General features: G+C 40.7%; 24 protein-coding genes. 12 read left to right on the forward strand and 12 right to left on the reverse strand.

The annotated features are described in order from the left end of the window. Nucleotides 1–8 precede the first annotated feature (8 nt). On the forward strand, nucleotides 9–644 hold the full coding sequence (locus V7O61_RS07995) for an iron-sulfur cluster assembly scaffold protein (RefSeq protein WP_023846611.1): 636 nt from the start codon (nucleotides 9–11) through the stop codon (nucleotides 642–644). A 26-nt stretch (nucleotides 645–670) separates the two neighbouring features. Here the strand turns inward: V7O61_RS07995 and V7O61_RS08000 are convergent, their stop codons facing one another. Beyond that, a complete protein-coding gene (locus V7O61_RS08000; protein ID WP_407282217.1) occupies nucleotides 671–1,138 on the reverse strand; it encodes a hydrolase in 468 nt (155 codons plus the stop codon). A 197-nt stretch (nucleotides 1,139–1,335) separates the two neighbouring features. Here V7O61_RS08000 and V7O61_RS08005 point away from each other — a divergent pair, with 197 nt between their 5' ends. Together V7O61_RS08005 and V7O61_RS08010 are read left to right on the forward strand one after the other, a co-directional pair. Beyond that, nucleotides 1,336–2,157, forward strand: coding sequence for a ribonuclease III family protein (locus tag V7O61_RS08005; protein ID WP_407282216.1), 822 nt, complete (start codon nucleotides 1,336–1,338; stop codon nucleotides 2,155–2,157). Nucleotides 2,158–2,351: 194 nt separating this feature from the next. Beyond that, on the forward strand, nucleotides 2,352–2,900 hold the full coding sequence (locus V7O61_RS08010) for a carbonic anhydrase (protein ID WP_023846616.1): 549 nt from the start codon (nucleotides 2,352–2,354) through the stop codon (nucleotides 2,898–2,900). A gap of 178 nt (nucleotides 2,901–3,078) precedes the next feature. On the opposite strand, the gene V7O61_RS08015 is transcribed toward V7O61_RS08010, so the two are convergent. Further along, nucleotides 3,079–3,372 (reverse strand): hypothetical protein, encoded by a 294-nt coding sequence (locus tag V7O61_RS08015; RefSeq protein WP_023846617.1) that lies wholly within the window; start codon nucleotides 3,370–3,372, stop codon nucleotides 3,079–3,081. Between the two features lie 755 nt (nucleotides 3,373–4,127). Here V7O61_RS08015 and hypF point away from each other — a divergent pair. Next, nucleotides 4,128–6,431 (forward strand): carbamoyltransferase HypF, encoded by a 2,304-nt coding sequence (gene hypF, locus V7O61_RS08020; RefSeq protein ID WP_407282215.1) that lies wholly within the window; start codon nucleotides 4,128–4,130, stop codon nucleotides 6,429–6,431. Between the two features lie 57 nt (nucleotides 6,432–6,488). Here the strand turns inward: hypF and V7O61_RS08025 are convergent, their stop codons facing one another. Continuing rightward, on the reverse strand, nucleotides 6,489–7,223 hold the full coding sequence (locus tag V7O61_RS08025; RefSeq protein WP_407282214.1) for a twin-arginine translocase subunit TatC: 735 nt from the start codon (nucleotides 7,221–7,223) through the stop codon (nucleotides 6,489–6,491). A 68-nt stretch (nucleotides 7,224–7,291) separates the two neighbouring features. On the opposite strand from V7O61_RS08025, the gene tatC reads away from it, so the two are divergent. The 3 genes from tatC (at nucleotide 7,292) to V7O61_RS08040 (ending at nucleotide 8,838) form a co-directional block, all read left to right on the forward strand. Beyond that, entirely contained in the window at nucleotides 7,292–8,056 is a 765-nt protein-coding gene (gene tatC / locus V7O61_RS08030; protein WP_407282213.1) for a twin-arginine translocase subunit TatC, read from the forward strand. Between the two features lie 51 nt (nucleotides 8,057–8,107). After that, nucleotides 8,108–8,413, forward strand: a complete 306-nt coding sequence (locus V7O61_RS08035) for a twin-arginine translocase TatA/TatE family subunit (protein WP_407282212.1) — start codon at nucleotides 8,108–8,110, stop codon at nucleotides 8,411–8,413. A gap of 107 nt (nucleotides 8,414–8,520) precedes the next feature. Next, nucleotides 8,521–8,838, forward strand: coding sequence for a twin-arginine translocase TatA/TatE family subunit (locus V7O61_RS08040; RefSeq protein WP_407282211.1), 318 nt, complete (start codon nucleotides 8,521–8,523; stop codon nucleotides 8,836–8,838). A gap of 159 nt (nucleotides 8,839–8,997) precedes the next feature. Here V7O61_RS08040 and V7O61_RS08045 read toward each other — a convergent pair whose 3' ends face one another. The 6 genes from V7O61_RS08045 to V7O61_RS08070 form a co-directional block, all read right to left on the reverse strand. After that, nucleotides 8,998–9,327, reverse strand: a complete 330-nt coding sequence (locus tag V7O61_RS08045; protein WP_407282210.1) for a hypothetical protein — start codon at nucleotides 9,325–9,327, stop codon at nucleotides 8,998–9,000. Nucleotides 9,328–9,570: 243 nt separating this feature from the next. Beyond that, complete coding sequence (gene hypE, locus V7O61_RS08050) at nucleotides 9,571–10,599, reverse strand: hydrogenase expression/formation protein HypE (protein WP_407347372.1); 1,029 nt, start codon at nucleotides 10,597–10,599, stop codon at nucleotides 9,571–9,573. A 45-nt stretch (nucleotides 10,600–10,644) separates the two neighbouring features. Further along, complete coding sequence (hypB, locus tag V7O61_RS08055) at nucleotides 10,645–11,316, reverse strand: hydrogenase nickel incorporation protein HypB (RefSeq protein ID WP_407282208.1); 672 nt, start codon at nucleotides 11,314–11,316, stop codon at nucleotides 10,645–10,647. Nucleotides 11,317–11,351: 35 nt separating this feature from the next. Continuing rightward, nucleotides 11,352–11,735: a hydrogenase/urease maturation nickel metallochaperone HypA gene (locus tag V7O61_RS08060; protein ID WP_407282207.1), complete on the reverse strand. Its 384-nt coding sequence runs from the start codon at nucleotides 11,733–11,735 to the stop codon at nucleotides 11,352–11,354. Continuing rightward, nucleotides 11,728–12,795: a hydrogenase formation protein HypD gene (gene hypD / locus V7O61_RS08065; protein WP_407282206.1), complete on the reverse strand. Its 1,068-nt coding sequence runs from the start codon at nucleotides 12,793–12,795 to the stop codon at nucleotides 11,728–11,730. The genes V7O61_RS08060 and hypD overlap by 8 nt, the downstream gene beginning before the upstream one ends. A gap of 2 nt (nucleotides 12,796–12,797) precedes the next feature. Then, nucleotides 12,798–13,028, reverse strand: a complete 231-nt coding sequence (locus V7O61_RS08070) for a HypC/HybG/HupF family hydrogenase formation chaperone (RefSeq protein ID WP_321498395.1) — start codon at nucleotides 13,026–13,028, stop codon at nucleotides 12,798–12,800. 188 nt (nucleotides 13,029–13,216) lie between these two features. Between V7O61_RS08070 and V7O61_RS08075 the strand changes: the two genes are divergently transcribed. From V7O61_RS08075 to V7O61_RS08095, 5 genes are all read left to right on the forward strand, one after another. Further along, a complete protein-coding gene (locus V7O61_RS08075) occupies nucleotides 13,217–14,353 on the forward strand; it encodes a hydrogenase small subunit (protein ID WP_023846629.1) in 1,137 nt (378 codons plus the stop codon). A 14-nt stretch (nucleotides 14,354–14,367) separates the two neighbouring features. Continuing rightward, nucleotides 14,368–16,155, forward strand: a complete 1,788-nt coding sequence (locus V7O61_RS08080) for a nickel-dependent hydrogenase large subunit (protein WP_407282205.1) — start codon at nucleotides 14,368–14,370, stop codon at nucleotides 16,153–16,155. A 17-nt stretch (nucleotides 16,156–16,172) separates the two neighbouring features. Continuing rightward, nucleotides 16,173–17,006: a cytochrome B gene (locus V7O61_RS08085; protein WP_407282204.1), complete on the forward strand. Its 834-nt coding sequence runs from the start codon at nucleotides 16,173–16,175 to the stop codon at nucleotides 17,004–17,006. Between the two features lie 43 nt (nucleotides 17,007–17,049). Continuing rightward, the gene (locus tag V7O61_RS08090; protein WP_407282203.1) at nucleotides 17,050–17,490 is read left to right on the forward strand and encodes a hydrogenase maturation protease; all 441 of its coding nucleotides are present in this window, start codon (nucleotides 17,050–17,052) and stop codon (nucleotides 17,488–17,490) included. 182 nt (nucleotides 17,491–17,672) lie between these two features. Beyond that, the gene (locus V7O61_RS08095; protein ID WP_023846633.1) at nucleotides 17,673–17,957 is read left to right on the forward strand and encodes a helix-turn-helix domain-containing protein; all 285 of its coding nucleotides are present in this window, start codon (nucleotides 17,673–17,675) and stop codon (nucleotides 17,955–17,957) included. 114 nt (nucleotides 17,958–18,071) lie between these two features. Here V7O61_RS08095 and V7O61_RS08100 read toward each other — a convergent pair whose 3' ends face one another. From V7O61_RS08100 to V7O61_RS08110, 3 genes are all read right to left on the reverse strand, one after another. Next, nucleotides 18,072–18,227 carry a hypothetical protein gene (locus tag V7O61_RS08100; RefSeq protein WP_407282202.1) on the reverse strand — a complete coding sequence of 52 codons (156 nt, stop codon included), beginning with the start codon at nucleotides 18,225–18,227 and terminating at the stop codon, nucleotides 18,072–18,074. Between the two features lie 152 nt (nucleotides 18,228–18,379). Continuing rightward, complete coding sequence (locus V7O61_RS08105) at nucleotides 18,380–18,907, reverse strand: dihydrofolate reductase family protein (protein WP_407282201.1); 528 nt, start codon at nucleotides 18,905–18,907, stop codon at nucleotides 18,380–18,382. Between the two features lie 77 nt (nucleotides 18,908–18,984). Continuing rightward, nucleotides 18,985–19,413, reverse strand: coding sequence for an NTF2-like N-terminal transpeptidase domain-containing protein (locus V7O61_RS08110; protein WP_407282200.1), 429 nt, complete (start codon nucleotides 19,411–19,413; stop codon nucleotides 18,985–18,987). Between the last annotated feature and the right edge of the window lie 12 nt (nucleotides 19,414–19,425).

Below are 19,425 nucleotides of genomic sequence, written 5' to 3' on the forward strand. Positions count from 1 at the left end.
GCGATAATATGAAATTTCCATACACAGAAAAGGTACTTGAGCATTTTAAGAATCCACGCAATGTAGGAAAAATGGAAAATCCGGATGGAAAAGGACTGGAAGGCAGCCCTGCATGTGGAGACATGGTTGCAGTCTATCTTCAGGTGAACCCGGACACCCAGGTAATCGAGGATATCAAATTCGAGTCATACGGATGTGCTTCTAACATTGCAACAGCCTCCATAATAACTGAGCTTGCAAAAGGCAAGACGGTTGAAGAAGCTAAAAAGATAAGCTGGCAGGAGGCTACCGAAGAGCTGGGAGGACTTCCACCTGTAAAAGCCCATTGTTCCGTACTTGCAGTAGAAGGACTTCGTGCAGCCATAAGAGATTATGAGGAAAAGCACGGCCTTGTAAGTGAACAGGAACCAACCACTGTTGATGTTATCAGAAGCAGGTTGAAGCATGTGATGAACCCAATGGCAGGGCTGGATATTATCAGGACCGAGCTGGTCACCAAAATGGAGATCAACGATGGTGTTGTCAGAATACTTATTGACCTGCCGTCAAACCATCAGTTTGCAGCAAACATCAAGGAAGAGGTCACAGAGAAGCTTGAATCCCTCTGGGATGTTAATGAGGTTAATGTTGTCTTTACTGAGTAAGACAACATCTATTCATTTTCTTTTATTCACTCAATCTCTGCTATAATCACAACATAATTTTTCCCATATTTTTTTGCGCATTTCGGACAGGTAGTATACCACATGAACCATTTCTTTATTTCATATCCCTGTTCTTTTGCATAAGCTTCAAAATCATCACACCATTTCTTAGTGTCCTTAAAAGGACCTTCGTAGACTTTGCTTAAGAACTTTCCACTCAACAGTATATTATTTGCATCAGGTATGTTTTTGTCAACTGCAAGATAGACATCCATGTTCCATTTTGACGTATGATCCGATAGACAGAGATTATCAATAATACCTGCTCCTGCATCCCTGACTTTTCTGTCAAGCTTTCTCATTACTCCGCCAAAGTTGACCGGCATATAGAAAAGTGTTAACACTTTGTCTTTTACGAATTTCTTGTTATCCCACTCGATTACTTTTCCATCCCATGGCATGGGATCAAATTTTGGACAGCATTCTTTTTCCATGTGAAATCACCACTCCCACTTAGATAATTGAATTTTGATAATACAGATATAAAAATAGTATGCTTTACGTCAGGATCTGTTTCTTTGAACCTGCATTGTGCCAGCAACCTGCATTACGGATATTTTTTAAACAATTATACTCAATAAACAGATAGGATGAAAACATAAGTGCAGTCATCGTTTAAAGAGGCAAAAAAGTGAGAGTTAATCCGGATTTGAGTGTTAATGAGAATGACCTTGAAGAGTTCCAGGAGATTATAAGCTTTAAATTCAAGGACAAAAGCTACCTTGTACAGGCACTTTTACATGGCTCACTTTTTAGCGGTGATAAGGAGAAACTGAGTGATTTCAGAAAAATTAACGGACTTGAGAACAAAGACTATGAGAAGCTCGAGTACCTCGGTGATTCAGTTCTTGGACTGATAATTGCAGAACATGCATTTCATGACACTGGCATAAACGAGTATGCCAGGTTAAAAGGACTTACAATAGAAGGAGTTGCTACAAAAATAAGAACGGTACTGGCTTCCAATGAAAGTCTTAAACCTGTGGCAGGAAAAATAAAACTTTCACGTTTTGTCCTTTCAGAAGGGCATGTAAACATTGACGGAAAACTATCTGACATCATGGAAGCACTTATCGGTGCTATTTACATTGATGGAGGGCAGGACAATACCAGCAAGACTGATGAAGCTGAAGGAAACTATTCTGCTGCAAAGGATTTTGTTTACCAGTTCTTCGAAATTGACAGTGCACTGGAAAAAATTGCTGCTTTTAATCCCAAAGGCATGATACAGGAGATATTCCATCACAATGGACTTGGAAATCCAATCTACAAAGTGATGGAAGAAGAAGGACCTGATCATGAGAAAAAATTTACAGTTGGGCTTTACCTTAATGATAAATTGCTTGCAATGGGTTCCGGAAACAGTAAAAGAAAAGCTGAGAAAGCGGCGGCAGAGCTTCATTTGAAGCATTTGCAGGATGAATCACCTGAAATATCACAGGATATTGAGTAAAAGTCATCCTACATTGTTTTTCAATGCATAATAAGTATTTTTACAATCCATTGACCCTAGCAATAAGTATAAATAAATTATCACTATTTTTCATTACAATGTTTCGACTAGTAGTCACTATAAATGTGCAGATGCAGGAAATCGAATATCTGTACATTTGAAACATGCATTAAATTGAAGGTGGTAATAAAAAAATGCTTTATCCAAATCCCCAGAAGCAGCATCCTAAGATAAGTGAAACAGCATGGATATCTGAAAATGCAGTCATCGTAGGTGATGTTACAATAGGAGAGAATGTTTATGTGGCCCACAATGTCATAATCAGGGCTGATGAACCCGGATCATCTATTGTAATCGGAGATAATTGTAATGTCCAGGACGCCGTAATAATACACGGGCTTGGAGGTTCAAAAGTTGATATCAAAAATAATACTTCACTTGCACATGGCTGCATTGTACATGGACCCTGCACAATAGGAGAACGATGTTTTGTTGGATTTGGAGCCGTTGTTTTTGACTGCAATATAGGTGATGATGTAGTTATTTTGCATAATTCAACAGTTCGTGCAGTTGACATACCATCATGTAAAGTGGTAACTGACGGACAGGTTATTACTGAACAAAAACTGGTAGATGAACTTGATGATATCTGCCATAATCTTGAAAAATTTAAGGCATCTGTTATTGACGCAAACCTTGAACTTGTGGAAGGATACTGCAAACTGGCACAAGATTCAGATTAAAAGAAAATGATTTTTTGAATATGGTTTTTTAAAAATGAATTCATAAAAGCAATTATATGCCTCTAAAAACTGAGAGTTCAGAGGCAATATTGCCAGCAGTTAGTACGAAACACTATCAAACAGAACCTATAGCAAATATATACAAACAAAGTCCGTGGAAACTGGATTTATCGGCACCTCAGATGAATTTGCCTTCCATTTCCCTTATTACATTTCTTCCAGCGTCGGTTAACATGTATTTTTTCCATGTGCTTTTTGCAGGATTAATACACTCAATTAAACCTCTGCTTTCGAATTCTTTCATAGCACGGCTCATGTTCTGGGTTGACCTTCTGGTTACCTGAGCAACATCAGAAGCTTTGCCAACTACATTCCTTTTCATATATTCCATCAGCACAAGTCTGCGGTCAACGCTTAATATCCACCTGACATGGTCATCTGAGTCAGGTTTTATTGCTATTTGACACCTCATGTTTTTCACCTCGTTTTTGATAGCACATCATGCATGCTGCACAATGATGCAAATTACAGTTCGTTTTTCGTTCAGGTTCTACCTTACTAAAGCCAGGAACTCTCCGGAATGAATAACAACCAGACCATAGACCAGAATGATCATTTACGTGGATTATTGTGTCATTGTTGAGATTATAGTCTAAATACACTACAGTATAGTGTATATAGAACCTAGCCTCAATTCTTTCCAATAATTATGCCTGCAATTACGGCCATCCACATTAATTGAGATTCATGTACCTTATTGTTCACTGGACCTTATCAGGAACAAATTCACAATTGTGTTTTAAGTATATAAAAGAAACTCTAAGCTGTATATACATATTAAACATCGTTTCCACATATATTTTTAAGAAAGTTATCAACTTTTGCATAATAAAAAGTCTGTTTTAGTTTGAACTAAAATTTTGCATTTAAATTATAAAAAGCAATGAGAACATATTTGAAATTATGAACTGAATATATAATAAACATATGATAAATAGTATATTAAACTTTTAAGAATGCTTAAGATGCTTGGTTTTTAAAGAAAAAAAAGCCAATTTTACCCAATTGATGCTATGAATAACTATTTTTTAAGATATAAATTATTATATTAAAAAATACAGAAATTGAGAGATTAGTTTTTAATAATCTCAGATTATAGAACTATTTTAAAGTAAGCTGAAATACGAACTGTTCGTACATAGGCGAATATTGGAGTACAAAAAAACAATGTCAAAAGTTTCCAGACTTATTATAGTTGAAGGAATCGTACAGGGAGTAGGTTTTCGGCCATTTGTGTACCGCATAGCGAAAAATCACAGTATTTCCGGCTCTGTAAAAAATAACGGAGGAAGAGTTGAGATTATAGCTGAAGGTAGTTGCGGCAATATAGACTCATTCCTTTTAGACTTGGAAACAGAAAATCCTCCAGTAAGCCAGATATATTCTATAAAATCAAAAGATATCGCTATTGAAGGCCATAATGACTTTACCATTGTCAAAAGCAGCACAGAGAAGACACCCAACTCAATACTTGTTCCGGATATTGGAATCTGCAAGAACTGTACACAGGAACTTGGTGATCCTGAAAACAGACGCCACGAGTATCCATTTATCTCATGCACTGAATGCGGCCCCAGATATACGCTTACAAGGACATTGCCGTATGACAGGCAGAGCACATCCATGTTCGATTACAAACCGTGTGCAGTATGTGATGATGAATACACATCACCTGCTGACCGCCGTTTTCACGCCCAGACAATATGTTGCCAGGACTGCGGACCAGAACTCACATTTACAGATAACGCAGGTAACTCCATTTCAAAAGGAAAAGAAGCTATTAGCGATTGTTCAAAAGCCATCAATGAAGGGAGGATTCTCGCAATCAAAGGATATGGTGGATTTCACCTTTCATGTGATGCATTCCAGACTGAAGCCGTAAAACTGCTGAGAAGCAGAATTGGAAGACCACAGCAGCCATTTGCAATTATGGCAAAAGACATTCAAGCTGCAAGGCAGATAGTTCACATAAATGACGACGAAGAAAAACATCTCCTGAGCAGCAAAAGACCTGTTCTTATACTTGATAAAAATGAGGATTCAAATAAGTATTCAGATTTAGATTATGATCTTGAAGAGATTGCACCTCAACTACATAATGTTGGAGTGATGCTACCATATTCAGGTATTCACCACATGCTCTTCAAAAACACATCAAGTAATGCTTATATCATGACATCAGCCAATGTTCCTGGATTACCTATGGTCATCGAGGATGAGGTGGCTATTCACGAACTTGGACACATAGCTGACAATTATCTACTTCACAACCTGAAAATTGAGAATCGTATCGATGACTCAGTAATCAGGACTTTTAAGGACAATCATGTATTCATCCGTCGCTCCCGTGGATATGTTCCTGAACCCATCGAACTGCCTTTTGAGATAAGACCATCTGTTGGTGTTGGCGCAGAACTTAGTAACACCTTGATATTTGCTTCAGGTAACAAAGCATATATTTCCCCTCATATTGGAAATACCAACCATTATGAGACTGCCATGTACCATGCGGAAGTTTTCAACCGGTTCTCAAAGCTCACATCCATAGAACCTGAAAGCTGGGGATGTGACATGCACCCACACTTCAATACCACCAAATTTGCAATGGAGACCGGTGGGAACAATGTTGTACCGGTGCAGCACCATCATGCTCACCTCGTAGCCCTCATGGCAGATGCAAAACTTGACCGGGATTCTGAGATAATAGGAATTGCCCTTGATGGCGTCGGATATGGTTCTGATGGAACTGTATGGGGCGGAGAGATATTACAGGCAAACTATACGGAACACAGCAGACAGGGACACCTGAAAGCTCATGCTATGCCAGGAGGAGACTTCTGTTCCTATTATCCTGAAAGAATGGTTATTTCAATGCTAGGGGGCCTAGTTGACGATGATGAGCTATTTGCCTTACCGTTTGAGCTTAAACATGGCAAAATGGAACTTAAAATGGTAAGAGAGCAATTGGAAAAGAACATTAATGTTGTAATGTCCAGTAGCTCGGGAAGAGTACTTGATGCAGCGGCAGCACTCCTTGGAATATGTAAATACCGTAGTTATCAGGGCGAACCTGCCATGAAGCTGGAATCTTATGCAAGAAAAGCAACTGAAAAGTCACTGGAACTTTCGGTTACTATCAAAGACAATGTGTTTGATACAGGAATGCTGCTTTTTGAGCTTTACAATAAACTCAATGAAAATGAGTATTCCATACCTGAACTTGCATGGGCGTATGAAGATGCATTTGCCCGTGGAGTTTCTGAGATGGCTGTAAGGGCGGCAAAAAGAACTGGTATTGATGTTGTTGGACTTACAGGCGGTGTTGCATATAATGAGCACATAAGCTATCGTATACGCGACATAATTAAAGAGAACGACCTGAAGTTCATTTCTCACTCAAAAGTCCCATGTGGAGATGCTGGCATATCACTGGGACAGGCAATTGTGGCAAGCCTGAAAAGTGAAGAGTAAAATGTGAGGATAAAGAAAATAATATGACATTTTAGAGTAGCCACGTGGCTATCTAACTTATTTCTTTTTTCCTTTTCCTGCGCCCATGATTCTCACGATTATAAGACTTAACTCGAAGAAAACCACCAGAGGCACACCTACCATCATCTGACTGATGATATCAGGAGGAGTGATTACCGCACCTACTATCAGACAGACTACATAGATGTGTTTTCGGTATGTTACAAGGGTTTGATACTGGACTATATCATAACGTGTCAGCAATGTCAATACAAGTGGAGTCTCAAAGACAAGACCAAATATCAGAGTAGCCTGTACTGCAAATGATATGAAACTGAAGATTGAATAAGTGGCCATCACACCTGAAGCTGCAGCGTTCAGGTAGAGATAATCGATAAAAAGTGGCAGCATAATGAAATATGCATACGAGGCACCTGCAAGGAATGAAAGAATAGCAAAGAATGAGACAATTACAACAGGACCTTTCCTTATTTTGATTGTAACAAGTTTCCTTTTCATAAGAGCCCTGACTGCAAAGAAAATCAAAAATGGAAGCAGACAGAACAATCCTACAAATAATGCTATTTTCATCTTAAGCATCATGATTTCCAGAGGAGAGACATAGACAAGCTTTGCTCCTTCCGGCAGGAGGTCGTCCTTGATGGTGCTTATAATTAGACCTGCAAACTGGAAAGATATCATGAAAAGAACAAAGAAAACTGAGAACAGCAGTGCCAGTTTCTTTCTGAGTGAAACTATGACTACACTGATATCTTCCATAAATGAATTCAAAATATCACCTTTACGTTTTTTCGGGTACAATGTTTTTATCCTATATATCCCAAACCTATTATGATTTTATGGATGACGAACAAAACAAAAACGAAAAACAAAAAACCGAAACCATAAATTCAGCAACTATAGGAGTTGCAGGAGATTATAGTGAACATGTCAGATACCATCTGAAGGAGCTGCGCAACCGATTAGCCATCATAGTTGGTGCAATGATCCTTTGTGTTCTAATTGCTTATCCATTCACAGAGTATCTGCTAACCCATGCATGGAGCATGTTCCTGGGTGAGCAGGTTGGTATGAATATCTATACCCCATTTGAATGGATGTTTGCCAGGATTAAGATTGCATTACTGATAGCATTAGCATTTACGTTCCCGTTCACATTTTATGAGCTTTTCAGATTTGCATCAAGGGGATTGTATCCAAATGAGAGGAAGTTCATAAAAAGTGTAGTCCCGATATCATTCCTGTTTTTCATTGCCGGAGCTGCAATTGCACTTGTGTTTATTTTGCCGCTTATGTTCAATTATATAATCCTTTCATCTGACACTGTAGCTGAGAATCAGATATCTGTAAAGCAGACAGTGTCTGTTGCAGTAACACTCATAGCGGGTACAGGACTTGTATTCCAGATACCTGTTTTGATGTTCTTTGCAACCAGAATGCAGATAATCAGGCGTCAGACACTCCGGAAAATGAGACTTCTTGTGTATGCATCACTTCTGACACTCTCATTATTTATTACACCAGACCCCACTTTCATTGCTCAGCTTGTCTGTGCAGTTCTTCTGGTAGTGTTATTTGAGATAGGATTACTTGTTTCAAAGTAGACGAACAAATAAACTATATATTCCAGAAAGGAATTAAGGTCTATTGATATCATGATAGGTTCGCTCGAGATAGTTGTAATTTTGGTCGCTGCGTTGCTTATCTTTGGTCCGGACAAGATTCCAGAACTTGCGCGGGCTGCAGGAAAAGCATGGGGTGACTTCCAGAAAGCACAACTATCAGCTGAACTTGGATTATCTGACCTTGATATGAGTCCGGCTAAGGCTCCTGAAGAACCTGAACCGACTGAAATGGATACCAAGATCAGACAAATTGCAGAATCAGCAGGAATAGATGTGCAGGGAAAAAGCACAGAAGAACTTCTTTCCCTTATGGAAGAAGCCGCAAAGGCCAAATGATATTAAAGTACTAGCATACGGTATAAATTATATACTAGTAATGTATACTAAAAATGTATACTGCAAAAGTATACCAAAAACGCATAAAAACGGAGTAGTGATAGTTAATGATAGGCGGATTAGGCCCTACTGAACTTTTACTGATCTTTGGAGTAATCTTTTTGCTCTTTGGAGCTGCCAAATTACCGGAACTTGCACGTTCCATGGGAACATCCATGGGTGAGTTCAAGAAGGCACAGAAAGAGTCCGAAGTTTCAGTAAAGGAATTTGAACGTTCCCTTAAGAACCAGGTTAACACAACACCAGCAGAAGAAACAAAAAGTGAAGCTGATGTTAAACAGGTAGCTTCAAACCTTGGCATTGACACAAACGGCAAGAGTGATGATGAGATCCTCGCCGAGATCAATACCATGCTGAAAAAGTGAGTTTAACACCTGTTCTTACTCACTTATCTTTTGTTTTAAACCGTTTCTCATATTTATTCACTTATACTCATAACGAGTTTCACATACTCCTTTTTTTGAATCTGCAAAATGAGAAGGGCACGGCGAAGCCGGTATTTTCCCACAGAACAAAAAAATAACTTATTGTACATTCCTTAATTCTACTCTAGCTATATGATGATTAAGATAATTCCACACCTCTTGTAGCTCATATGGAATTGTGTAAGAAAGTGTTATACGTCCATCTTTTCCTTTATTAGAATGATAGAATGTCTGAGGAGTCCGGGATAAATCTCTAACTTTATCAAACTCTTTAAATTCACCTATGTCTTTAATGTCGAGTTTAGGGATAATTTTGACTTCAATGCTATTTTTACCCTCTATCAGACTACGAAATTTGCAATTATTATACCAAAACTGATTATCTCTAATTTCATAAGCATCATCAACTGCAATTGGTTCTTTATCCATATTTCCACCTAACTATTAAGATATTATTACCAAAGCTTAAATTTATCGTTTTGATCCCATCTAAAAATCTATATTTTGGTAGTTTCCTAATATTTTAAAATACCACCAATTACACATTTCATCAGATAAAAAAAACGAAAAATCAAATATATATATATATATAAAATTCTTGAAAAGAGATATTGAAGTTTTTCTGACGCTTTCTACAGACAAAATAATACAAAAAACAATTAGAGCCTGCTTTCAGCAGACTCTTGGAATAGGATCGCCAACAGGCATTCCAAGCTGACGCAGGCTTCCAATGGACGTCCTGAGCAGAACCTTGCCCTTGTGCTCGCTGACAGCCTTACCAACTATTCTGGCATTCTGGCCATATTTGTGAGACTTCAAAAGCTCAAGAACCTGCTCTGCGTATTCGGGACGAACTCCTATCACAGCCTTTCCTTCATTGGCTATCTCAAGAGGATTCAATCCGAGCATCTCACAGGCCGTGCTCACGACCATATCAATTGGAATATCGCTTTCTTCAAGGATAATACCTACACCGCTTTTCTGAGCCATCTCATTGATGCTTGAGGCCAGACCTCCACGTGTAGGGTCTTTCATGGCACAGATAACCGGCTGGTCGTCTTCAGTTCTCAGTTCTAGTGGAGCTTTAAGAAGTCCGTTAACTGGAGCGACATCAGAAACAAGCTTTGTTTCAAAATCAAATCCTTCCCTGTGGGAGAGTAAAGCTATGCCGTGGTCACCAAGATTTCCTGTGACAATGATTACATCATCAGGAGAGAGGCCGTTATCCCTGACAACTTTAGGAGTGACTCCAACACCTGTTGTGTTGATTATCATAGAATCCAGCTTGTTGCCCTGGATTGTCTTGGTATCCCCGGTTATGATGGCAACCTCAGCTTCTTCTGCTGCACGGTTCATAGACTTGATGACCTCTTCAAATTCAGAGAGTTCAAAACCTTCAGGAACAATAATTGCACATGTCAAAGCCAGCGGCTTTGCACCCATAACAGAAAGGTCATTTACAGTTCCACATACAGCAAGTCTGCCAATATCTCCGCCGGGGAAGAATAGAGGGTCAACAACATGACTGTCGGTTGTCATAACGATCTCATAGTCATCTCCCATTCCTTCAGGTATTGAGATTGTTGAACCGTCATCAAGGTCATCAAGACCAACTGTTCCGGCTGAACGTCTGGAGATGTTCTGAAGGATTATTCCGCCAATGAGTTCCTGCATGAACTCTCCACCAGCACCATGTTCCATGCTAATTCTGTTTTTTTGGGACATGAATATCAATCCTTATTGTCCTTATTTTTCTTCTATTAGTTTGTCTGCCATGGACGAAATGGTTGAGAACCACTTTTCCATGCTCTGCGCATCGTGTATTGAAGTTTTAAGAACCGGAATTTCAGAATTGAGATGTCTGACATCCTCTTCCATCTTCTCAGCGCTGGCAAATACAGCTTCTGCAAGGTCTTTCTTATGGATGATTGCAATATCGGTGCTCTTGAATATCACCGGATGTTTCAGGACAATATCATCGCCCTCGGTAACACTTACAACCACAACACGCAGGTGTTCTCCGAGTTTGTAATCTGCAGGACAGATAAGATTTCCAACATTCTCCATTAGCAGAATGTCAATATTCTTGAGGTCAATGGATTTCAATGCCTTTTCAACAAGTTTTGCATCAAGGTGACATTCCCTTCCGGTGTTCACAGGAATTGTAGTAACACCAAGCTTTGCTATTCTTCCGGCATCCATGTCAGCTATCACATCACCTGCAATAACAGCAAGACGATATTTATCACCAAGATTCTCAACCGTCTTTTCAATGAGTGTGGTTTTTCCGGAACCTATGGCTCCCATGAAATTAATTGCCAGAACACCATTCTTGTCGAGAAGCTTCTGGTTCTTGGCTGCAAGCTTATCGTTTGCCTTAAGAACATCATGGCCCACATTGATCACATGCATTAACATAATAAAGGTCTCCAAATTGTTCGTTTTTTGTCAATCTACTGTTCGATATCGATACTTTCGATAATAAGCTCCCTGCCACCTGATGCATGCATCATTTTTCCGCATTCGGGACATGGAACTTCAAGAAAAGCCCTGATATCATCTATAACCTCATCACCCACAATACAGAACTGTTTACCTTCGCCTGAATAACCACAATGGCACTGCATTTCAGGATAGATCTCATTGAGGATTATCTCTGCACCTGTTGCGACATTATCCTCACACAAAGACTCAATGCAGAACATCAACTGATCCGGGTTCACGTGGGCAAGTCTTCCCACACCAACGGTAATCGAGTTAATTTCCTTTGCCTCGTTTTCCTGAGCAATTGAGAGAACATTATTCATGATCTCACATGCCAGTGAATACTCATGCACTGTCAACACCTCTGTAACGGAACCAGTTGTAGCACATGCCTTCCTGGCTTACCATACACGATCCTACCGGATTTGAAGGAGTGCATTTTTTAGAGAACAACGGACAATTGTCCGGTTTTTCCTTGCCTTTGAGGATCTCAGCACAACGACAAAGTGATGAAAGTGAGTTTTCGTATGAGATGTCTTTCATCTTCTCAGCTATAAGGTCTGCATAGATAATCGAAGCATTGTATTGTGAAAATTCAGGCCTCATTACCATTCCGGAATCCGGGATAGTTCCAAGACCACGCCATTCAGAGTCTGTTACTTTAAAGACCTTATCCATCATTTCCTGAGCACGAACGTTTCCTTCATCCTTTACAGCCCTTGGATATGCATTCTCAACTTTGTACTCTCCAGCCTTCAACTGCTCAAGTATCATGAGAATAGAAAGAAGCAGCTCATCCGCTTCAAATCCGGCTGCGATTATTGGGAACCCTTTTTCTGCAAATTGCTCGAAAGGATGAATACCGATAATAGTACAAACATGTCCGGGAGCAATGAAAGCATCAACTTCTATCTCATCTATCAAAGCCTCAATTGCAGGAATCGTGAGTTTGTGTGTTAGCAGCAAGCTGAAATTCTCAGGCGGTTTGCGCAGGATCGCTGCTGCATTTGTAGGTGTTGTGGTTTCAAAACCAATGGCAAAGAACACAACCTTACTTTCAGGGTCTTTTTCTGCAATGGCAATGGCATCATCAATACTGTATACCATCCTGACATCACATCCCCTTGACCTGGCATCCATTAGACTGCCACTGCTTCCGGGGACTCGCATCATATCACCAAATGAGGTGACAATGATACCTGCTTCTGCCAGAGCGATTGCCCTGTCTATTTCTTCTTCAGGAGTAACACATACCGGACAACCGGGACCACTGAGCACTTCGATCTCTTCTGGCAGAACGTCACGTAAACCATAGCGTGAGATGGTTCTCTCATGGGTTCCGCAGATGTGCATAATCTTAACGGGACGAGAGAGTGTGCGTATTTTTTCCAGAAGTTCTGACTCAGCAGACATTGTTATTCTCCTGCAACAAGCTCTCCAAGGAGCTCTAAGGTTTCTTTACCTTCTTCTTCACTAAGCAAAGAGATAGCATAGCCAACATGCACAAGGACATACTGCCCAAGGAGCGCGTCATCACAGTCGCCAAGGAGATCAAGTTTGACCTGCCTTTCCACGCCTCCAAAATCGACAATGGCAGTATACTCATCCAGCAATGAAGTCACTTTGCCGGGGATTGCAATACACATGGAGTCTGAATTAGCACTTGTGGTATATAAAAGATACTTACTTAAAAACTGAATAGCTGTGAGAAATTATTAAAGAATATTATGAAAAATTAGAGACAGTGGAAAAGCTTTATTAGCATGAACAATCATGACATTCCGTTCAACAATCACAATTGTAATTATCCATCCATTTATAGGAGTTTAGCCCCATGGAAAAAACAGAAAAACAGGACTTCTTAAGTATGGACAGACGAACGTTCCTCAAGGTGGTAGGAGCGATCGGAGCGTCCACATTTCTGGGATTACACCGCACCCAGATAACAAAAGCTCTCGAACTCTCAAAGACAAAAGTAATCTGGCTTCACGGTGCTGAATGTACCGGATGTTCTGCTTCTCTTCTCGATGCAGGAAACCCTGACATCATGCAGGCAATCAACAAGCTCAGTGTAGACCTTGTATTCCACGAGACAATCATGGCTCACCAGGGAATCTTTGTAGATGGTGCTCCTGCAGGTACATCAGAACTTAACTCAGAGATCCTTCTTGATGAAGCGATTGAGGAAGGAGACTACATCCTTGTTGTAGAAGGCGCAATCGCAAACGGACCAGATGGCTCAGGTAAATATTGCATGTACGGAGAGCGTACTTTCAAAGATATGTTTGAGAAGGCAGCAAGCAACGCCAGTATGATAATGGCTGTAGGAATGTGTGCAGCATTCGGTGGTATCAATTCAGCAGACAGTGACATTGCAGACCTCACAGATTTCAGAGGTGTGGACTTCGTAAAGGAAAGCCACTCCAAGGGAATGCTCACTGAGCTTGGAATTGACAAGCCCGTCATCAACATCGCAGGATGTCCATCACACCCTGACTGGGTACTTCTCACACTTGCAGCAGTAATTCTTGGAAAGTTCAGTCTTAATGACCTTGATTCAGTTCTTGACAAATACAAGCGTCCAACAGTGTTCTTCCCGGAAACAAACACAATGCACGACAACTGTCCACGCAGGGGCTATTATGACAGAGGCATTCTGGATGACGACTTCTCAGGAGAAGGATGTCTCCTTAAGGTCGGCTGTAAAGGACCATACACCAGATCAGACTGTGGACTCCGTAAGTGGAACAACGGTGTCAGCATGTGTACACAGGCAGGTTCATCATGTATCGGATGTGCAGAACCTGGTTTCCCTGACAGTACATCACCATTCTATGAGATGGGAGAAGACAAGCCACTCATGGGCGGTGTGACCATTGACACAGCAGCAAAGGTAGGTACAGCAGCAGCAGTAGCAGGTGTTGGAGTACACGCACTGCGCAGATTCGTATTCAAGGACAAGGAAGAGTAAAGGAGGTATGAAAAATGACAAAAGTAGTAGTAGATCCATTAACACGTATCGAAGGACACCTCCGTGTATCAACTGAAGTTGACGATAATGGTGTAATTACAGATGCACAGAGCTCAGGAATGCTTTTCAGAGGTATTGAGCGCATTATGATGAACCGTGATCCAAGGGATGCAGCACGTCTTGTCCAGAGAATCTGTGGTCTCTGTCCAACAGCACAGTCAATGGCTTCAGTAAATGCTCTTGACGACCTTTTCGGTGTTGCAGAATCAATACCAAAAGACGCACTTGTAACAAGGAACATCATCCAGGGTCTTAACACTCTTACCAGCCACGCAACACACTTCTATGTACTGTGGATGCCTGACATAGTAAACCCTGCTTACAGGGACATCCTGGCAACAGTAGACAACACAGGCCCTGCACTCTGGAAAGAGTTACTTTCACGCTTTGCACCTATCAGCTACAAGATGGACGGAGAAGCTATCACTCCAGGTACAGGATACATTAACGCCATCAAACAGAAGAAGAATCTCGAAGAAGCAATGGCACTCATCGGTGGAAAAATGCCACACCAGATGTCAACCATCGCTGGTGGTGTAACATACCTCCCAACCGTTGCTGACATCGGAAAACTTACTTCTTATTATCTTAACCTCATGGACTTTGTGAACACTTCAACCTTAAGTGTTGATGCAGAGACATGGCTTGACAACACTTTCAGAGCAAGCTCCCCACAGAAAGCTGTGAATTTTGTTATGGAGCACCTTCAGGAAGTTGTGGACGGTTCACTTGCATCCCAGAACTTCTCAAAAGCAAAGGGATGGGGAGACCTTGAACTCTTTGCAGCATTCGGTTCCGAGCTTATCGGAGAAACACTCGGACTTCCTGCAACTTTCAAATTCGACAGGACAGGACAGTACGCTGAGGATGCGAATGTCGGTTACCTGACATACGGTGTATTCTACGATGTTGAGAATGGTGACGGTTACAACCCAACAGAATTCGGAAAATCAGGGTTCCAGCAGGCTGCTTTCATTAACAGCTCACTTGAGAAGAAATCCTTCAACCATGAGTACATCACTGAGGAAACCACACACGCATTCTACGAAACTGATGAAGGTCTCCATCCATTTGACGGTGTTACAGAACCTGTCAGAACAGCAGACGAGATCAGTTATGAAGGCGGCAGTGACAGCAAGTACACATGGATGAAAGCACCACGATACAATGGAATTCCATGTGAGGTCGGACCAATTTCCCGTATGCTTGCAATGGAAGAGCCACTTACAGTCGGTCTTATGAACCTCTTCAAGGACAACGGTTATTCAGCTGCTAACAGCTTCACAAGAATGATCGCTAAGATGCAGGAAACACTCATACTCTCAGAACAGTTGCTCAAATGGGTGACCGTGGATCTTGATCCAAACGGAAAATACTATGTGAACACTGACCTGAAAATGGCAAAGGATTCCGAAGGTATCGGTCTGTGGGAAGCACCTCGTGGAGCTCTCGGACACTGGATCAAATCCGGTTCAGACTCAATGGTAACAAACTTCCAGATGGTTGTTCCAACCACATGGAACGCATCACCAAGAGACAAGAACGGTGTAGCAGGTCCTCTTGAGCAGGCTCTTATCGGTACAAAGATCTCAGCAGCAGAGAATATGATGGGAATTGACAACACCAACCCAACAGGAATTCTGCACACTGCAAGATCATTTGACCCATGTATCGCATGTGCTGTTCACACAATTGACCTTAGCAATAAAGGCAAAGAACAGGGCACATTCACAATTGTATAATCCAAGGAGTGGAGGAAATGAGGAGAAGACAAAGACTAACTCCCGAAGATAAGAGGATAATTAATCTTCACGACGGGGAAAGGCATATCGAGAGATATTCCTTCCTTGAGAGGTTTGCACACTTTGCACACCTCCTTTCACTGTTTGTCCTGTTGTTCACAGGTTTTAAGATCTACCTCGGCTGGGATTTCATGAGCTATCACCTGGCTCTTTACATCCATATGATATTTGCCATTGTGTTCATCCTGGCAAACTGGGTACTTATCCCTTACAACATTGCAACCACAGAAGTCCCTCACTGTGAGAAATGTAAGTCAGGTGAACACAATGAGTTTATTCACTCAGCTATGAACATTGCAGGCAGGTACCTTCTTGGTCCACAGGACTTCAAGAACATGTACCATATTATGCTCAACTTCATTGGAAAAGGCGACTACCCTGCCTTTACCGTATATGATGTGAAGAACAAGGGTTACATTGGAAAACTCCACCCTGTTACCAAATTCCTTCTTGTGTTTGAAGGTATGGCAGTAGCTGTTATTGTATTCACAGGTATTGTGATCTATAATATCAACTGGGGATTTTTCGGAATTCCTGTAAGCCCAATATTGCTTGCAATAGGTGACTTTGTTGCACCACTGTTTGGTATGGGAACAATATTCTTCATGCGTACACTTCACCTTGCAATGGCTTACTTCTTCATTATAGAAGTGATAATCCACGTAGGTATCATCGAGATGGATCCAAAGGTATGGAAATACCACAAAGCGATCTTTATCGGTGGACATGAAGATATCTGTGACCACAGCTATGTAAAGCTCATCAATACAGAGACAGAAGCAGAAGCCTGAGGGTGATTCTACGATCCGGATACTTGGTTGTGGTAATCCCCTTGTGGGTGATGACGGAATTGGCATCCATGTAATTGAGAAGTTAAGCGAGATCAGGGACGAGCTTCCTGATGAAGTTGAACTTATCGATGCTGGTGTCTGCGGACTTGAAATGTTAAACATGCTGGAAGATGCCAGCAATGTTATCATAGTCGATGCAGTCAAGGGTGCCGGTAACGTCGGTTCTGTTCATCGGTTGTCAGTCGATGACGTAAAAGGAGCCGAATCCGGTAATGACGGTCTGTCTGTTCACGATATCAGTCTTGCAGACGTGCTTAACATAGCCGAACAGGTTCAGGAAATGCCAGACCAGCTTACGATCTTTGCCATAGAGGTTGAGAAGGCCGATGAAATTTCACTTGACCTGTCGGATAAGGTACAGGGTTCACTGGACACGACTGTTAAGCTGATAATTGATGAAATCAGTGCGATGAAAGCTTGTTGAGGGTTACCTGATCCGTCCCTCAACAATTATCACTGCACTATATACTTCTGAATATGAGTTCGCTCATGTGCAGGCTAGTTTAAAACTTTGAATTAAGAGAGAAAAAGTATCATTGAAACAACCACCAACAAACAATGAACACAGAGTAATAGTTGATTAAAAAACATACTCAGGAGATAACAATGGAAAATCCACGCTCAACTCCGTTAGAGGAACTACTTGTCTGGATCCTCAGTGTTGACCGCCGTGTCATCCTTATGGAGTCTATAGACAATCATCAGGTCATTAAAGCATCTGATGTCGCACAGAAAACGAACAGATCAACTCAAAACATAAGCCGTGCTTTGAAGGAACTCAAAAATAAAGGCATTATTAAATGTCTTACACCTGAAAAGACTACCTGGAAAAGGTATATGTTAACAGATACGGGAAAAGAGGTTAGACAAAGATTACAACAGTACCACTGACCTCTAAACTGTAATAACTGACACTGTTAACGTTTGAAATGGGCTTTTGCCCATTTGTTTTTCTTTTTTGTGAATTTTTTACTTCTACATTTGAGATTTGCCGTACTAAATAGACTAGCGAATCTTCTTGCACAAATTGATATAAATATCTATTTTATCCTTTTGAACGAGTTCTTCAATCCAGGCCATTCCTCCACCCTGATCTATGCGAAAACTGAGTTCTTTGAAAAATTCAATTTCATCATCACTGAAGTAAATCATTTTTCCCATTTTACATTCCCTCTGTTATGAGATAGATTATCTTTAGCTATTATCACATATATAGTATTCAACCATACTATTAACTCTTAGTGTATTGAGTAATGGTGTGGATACTAGGAAACAAACTTTTGATTTCTCTATGATAAAAATGAGAATCATATCTACTTTTTATGCAGATGGTACACAAGTTCTATAATACCAGACTCATATTCCTGTGATGATTTTAGATCAAGCCTGATGTCCTTCCTGATATCTCTGAAAAGAGGGATCCCTTTTCCAAGAATAATTGGTTGTATTGCAATCCTCAGCTCACTGATAAGTCCTTTGTTAAGAAGAGGTGATATTATGGAAGAAACACCAACGACCCATATGAAACCACCGGTTCCAAGGATAAGATTCTCTGTGACACCTACCGGGTCGTTGGAAAATATAATCCAGTCATTTATTTTTTCGTCCTCAGGATATGGACTCCGGGTTGTAAAAACGTAACATTCTTTTCCTTCATATGGCCACTTGCCAAAACCAAGTACCTGCCTGTAGGTTTTGTGTCCCATGAGCAGAGTGTCTGTTTTAGCAAGAAAGCTATCAAAATCATATTCGTCTTCACCCAACAGCCAGTCGACATTACCTTCTTCGTCTGCAATATAGCCATCAAGACTACATGTTATCAGTAATATTACCTCACGCATTTAATCCCCACTACTAATTAGGTGCCCTGATTATATTTGCTTAATGGCAATGGTAAAAACTGACAATGATAGATGTATCATGTCAGTGCGTATGGGAACTCTATGATTTTCCATTCATCATCCTGCTTTACAAGATCAAGTTCCTTTGTAACCTCATTGTATTCTGGTTCAACTTCAATGAAATTCTCAAGAGAGAATTTGATAGCAACAGATGACTCATTTACAAGAACATCAACGACTGCAGTATTCTCGTTGACATATTCATTTGTCACTTCTATAAACTCATACTTGTCAGGATTTACATCCTTGCAGATATCTACAAAATCTGAAAGCGATGTCCCTTCTTTGTAAGCTGTTGACATCATGTCATAACAGGTATCATAGTTTTCCTGGCTATATTCTGATGCAAAATTCTCCACGGTCTTTGTAGGACTGCTTCCGATACCTGCACATCCTGCAGTGAGGAGAGCCAGCGTTATAATTAGGATTATTATTTGTTTTTTCATAAGCACACCTTA

Origin of the sequence: Methanolobus sp. WCC1, assembly GCF_045690315.1 — an archaeon.
Classification (GTDB): domain Archaea; phylum Halobacteriota; class Methanosarcinia; order Methanosarcinales; family Methanosarcinaceae; genus Methanolobus; species Methanolobus tindarius.

Coding starts and splice junctions, on each gene's coding strand:
- V7O61_RS08010 (WP_023846616.1), top strand. CDS start 2,352: ATGCTTTATCCAAATCCCCAGAAGCAGCATCCTAAGATAAGTGAAACA.
- hypF (WP_407282215.1), top strand. CDS start 4,128: ATGTCAAAAGTTTCCAGACTTATTATAGTTGAAGGAATCGTACAGGGA.
- V7O61_RS08100 (WP_407282202.1), bottom strand. CDS start 18,227: ATGGGAAAAATGATTTACTTCAGTGATGATGAAATTGAATTTTTCAAA.
- hypE (WP_407347372.1), bottom strand. CDS start 10,599: ATGGAACATGGTGCTGGTGGAGAGTTCATGCAGGAACTCATTGGCGGA.
- V7O61_RS08095 (WP_023846633.1), top strand. CDS start 17,673: ATGGAAAATCCACGCTCAACTCCGTTAGAGGAACTACTTGTCTGGATC.
- V7O61_RS08075 (WP_023846629.1), top strand. CDS start 13,217: ATGGAAAAAACAGAAAAACAGGACTTCTTAAGTATGGACAGACGAACG.
- hypD (WP_407282206.1), bottom strand. CDS start 12,795: ATGTCTGCTGAGTCAGAACTTCTGGAAAAAATACGCACACTCTCTCGT.
- V7O61_RS07995 (WP_023846611.1), top strand. CDS start 9: ATGAAATTTCCATACACAGAAAAGGTACTTGAGCATTTTAAGAATCCA.
- V7O61_RS08040 (WP_407282211.1), top strand. CDS start 8,521: ATGATAGGCGGATTAGGCCCTACTGAACTTTTACTGATCTTTGGAGTA.
- V7O61_RS08015 (WP_023846617.1), bottom strand. CDS start 3,372: ATGAGGTGTCAAATAGCAATAAAACCTGACTCAGATGACCATGTCAGG.
- V7O61_RS08080 (WP_407282205.1), top strand. CDS start 14,368: ATGACAAAAGTAGTAGTAGATCCATTAACACGTATCGAAGGACACCTC.
- hypB (WP_407282208.1), bottom strand. CDS start 11,316: ATGTTAATGCATGTGATCAATGTGGGCCATGATGTTCTTAAGGCAAAC.
- V7O61_RS08045 (WP_407282210.1), bottom strand. CDS start 9,327: ATGGATAAAGAACCAATTGCAGTTGATGATGCTTATGAAATTAGAGAT.
- V7O61_RS08105 (WP_407282201.1), bottom strand. CDS start 18,907: ATGCGTGAGGTAATATTACTGATAACATGTAGTCTTGATGGCTATATT.
- V7O61_RS08035 (WP_407282212.1), top strand. CDS start 8,108: ATGATAGGTTCGCTCGAGATAGTTGTAATTTTGGTCGCTGCGTTGCTT.
- tatC (WP_407282213.1), top strand. CDS start 7,292: ATGGATGACGAACAAAACAAAAACGAAAAACAAAAAACCGAAACCATA.
- V7O61_RS08000 (WP_407282217.1), bottom strand. CDS start 1,138: ATGGAAAAAGAATGCTGTCCAAAATTTGATCCCATGCCATGGGATGGA.
- V7O61_RS08070 (WP_321498395.1), bottom strand. CDS start 13,028: ATGTGTATTGCAATCCCCGGCAAAGTGACTTCATTGCTGGATGAGTAT.
- V7O61_RS08085 (WP_407282204.1), top strand. CDS start 16,173: ATGAGGAGAAGACAAAGACTAACTCCCGAAGATAAGAGGATAATTAAT.
- V7O61_RS08110 (WP_407282200.1), bottom strand. CDS start 19,413: ATGAAAAAACAAATAATAATCCTAATTATAACGCTGGCTCTCCTCACT.